Raw genomic sequence first — 2,232 nt, 5'->3', positions numbered from 1 at the left:
GTTCCCGTCATCAAAGTGCAGGAATGGCTTATTTGTTTTTGAAGGTTGTGTAATGATCCTGTCGGAAGTGAACACCACCCCGCCCTGGTAAGGTACTGCCGCCCAGTCGGACTGTGGGGAGTTCAGCGCTTCTATATTCTCTACCGTAATAATGCTGTAGGTGTTCATCCAGCTGATGGCGGAATCACAGGAAGCCAGCCAGTTATGCTTTTGCCGGTCCGACAGTTTGCCGGAGGTATCAGCAGCTATATATTTCTGATATTGTTCTTTTGCTGCTGCATAACGGGCATTGCTCTGTAAGGCTTTTGCATAATACAGCAGGTTCTCCGGGTTACTGCCTTTTATGCTTGTTGCAATGGCGTACCATTTTTCGGCCTGGCGGTAGTTGTTCGTTTGGCGGTAAATATCAGCCAGCCTTTCCGCAGCATGCAGCGTACCTTTTTTCTGAAAGGCCTTTTCATACAGTGTTATTGCCTTACTGAAATTGTAAAGCGCATACTGGTGATCTGCTTCCTTTATTATATACTGCGCTTGCGTATTGAGGCTCAGCAACAGTAATAAACCGGTTATATATTTAAACTGTTTCATTGAATCGTTTAAAACACCCGCGGGGTGGCCATCCGCATATCGGGTTTAATAAATGAGAACCCGATGGAGATTTCATGCGAACCGTTGCTGTAGCTTTGCAGCGGGCCTACTGAAAAATCATATGCGTACCCTATCCGCAGGTTATTGACCGGAAAAAACTCTATGGCCGCTACTGCCGCATTACGTTTCATCAGCACCTTTTGCAGGTAGTTCTTATCATACAGCTTTAAACCGGTACGGTAAGAGCCGCCCAGCCAGATCTTTTCCTTAAAGAGCAGGAAGGCATTCAGATCCAGGCTGGAAGGGCCGCCCCTATCATCCTTCAGTAAAAAGGAAGGTTTCAGCTGGATGCTTTCACTCAGCGGCAGCAGCATTCCAGCGGTGAGGTAATAGTGCGGCCTGGGCTGCGGAATATAGATGTAGCGCGATTTATTCATGTGCGGCGCAATGAGGTTATCCACTGAAAAGCCGGCAAACAAACGGTCGTTTGAAAAGAATACGCCTGCCCGTGCATCCGGCACCAGCGTGCTTTGCGTGCCGCCCGGCATATCCAGCTCAGGATCATTGGTGCTAAGCAGCGAGCCGTTAATACCCAGCTGCAGCAGTCCCCCGCTGATGCCAAAGGCCAGGCGCGAGCTGCCATCTTCATTTAGCCGTATGCGGTAGGCATAGTTAGCATACACACCCTGCGTGCTTTGCGCGCCCAGCTTATCGCTGAAAAGCTGTAAGGCCAGGCCTACATTGCCCTCATTGGCAATGGCATCCACCGCTACGGAAAAGCTGCGGGGCGCGCCTTCAATACCCGTCCACTGCGCCCTGTAAAAGCTGTGCACATTCAGCACCTCTTTATAACCGGCGTAGGCAGGGTTGATGTAGATCCCGTTAAACATATACTGGCTGTACTGCGCATCCTGCTGGGCAAGCGCGAACCTGCCGATCAGCAACAGCAAACCTGTGAATATGATGCCTTTTCTCATAACGACAATTTATAAGAATATTAATGTTTGAATGCGCGGATCAGCGTTGTATATCCTTTCAATATTTCCCATCCTGAGCCATCTGTTTTCTTTAAGCGTAACAGGTAATAGTAGGTGCCTTCATTCAGCCCCTCGCCATACCAGTTGTTCTGGTAACCCTTTTGGCGGAACACTTCATTACCCCAGCGGTTAATGATCACCAGCTCATTCTCTGCATACTGGTTCAGACCGCGTATTTCAAAGGCATCGTTCTTACCATCGCCATTAGGCGTGAACAGCGTTGGCACTTTAAGGTCTGAGAAAGAGATGCCCAGCTTCACGGTAGCTACGTTGGTAATGTAACCATCTGCATCCCGCACCTGGTAGGTGAAGCTGTCATCGCCCTTATAGCTCAGATCCGGCGTGTAGGTAATGCTGCCATCCTCATTAACATTTGCGCGGCCATGCAGCGGCTGTGTAATAACGGCCACTGTGCCGGTGTTGAATGTACTGTGGCCTGCATCATCATTATCCAGTACCGGGATATTTACCGGTGCATTCACCTTCGTAGACATTTCATCATCCACTGCTACCGGCGATTTAGACACTTCAGTTACGGTAGGCGCATCGTTATTGCCTCCTGTACCGGAGATATCTGTAATAGTTGTGTTAGCCGGCGTTTGTGCGC

At 49.5% G+C, this 2,232-nt stretch carries 3 protein-coding genes; all 3 read right to left on the bottom strand.

Features of this window, described 5'->3' with window-relative positions:
* Positions 1-588: hypothetical protein (locus tag VIM87_RS25835; protein ID WP_331999783.1), on the bottom strand; the 588-nt coding region annotated here is incomplete at its 3' end.
* Positions 589-596: 8 nt separating this feature from the next.
* Positions 597-1,565: a type IX secretion system membrane protein PorP/SprF gene (locus VIM87_RS25830; RefSeq protein WP_331999782.1), complete on the bottom strand. Its 969-nt coding sequence runs from the start codon at positions 1,563-1,565 to the stop codon at positions 597-599.
* 20 nt (positions 1,566-1,585) lie between these two features.
* Positions 1,586-2,232: gliding motility-associated C-terminal domain-containing protein (locus tag VIM87_RS25825; protein WP_331999781.1), on the bottom strand; the 647-nt coding region annotated here is incomplete at its 5' end.

Origin of the sequence: Chitinophaga sp. (assembly GCF_036569125.1) — a bacterium.
Taxonomy (GTDB): Bacteria; Bacteroidota; Bacteroidia; order Chitinophagales; family Chitinophagaceae; genus Chitinophaga.
Note: the sequence above shows the minus strand (reverse complement) of the source record. Positions and strands in the feature narration are given on the sequence as shown.

Coding starts and splice junctions, on each gene's coding strand:
- VIM87_RS25830 (WP_331999782.1), bottom strand. CDS start 1,565: ATGAGAAAAGGCATCATATTCACAGGTTTGCTGTTGCTGATCGGCAGG.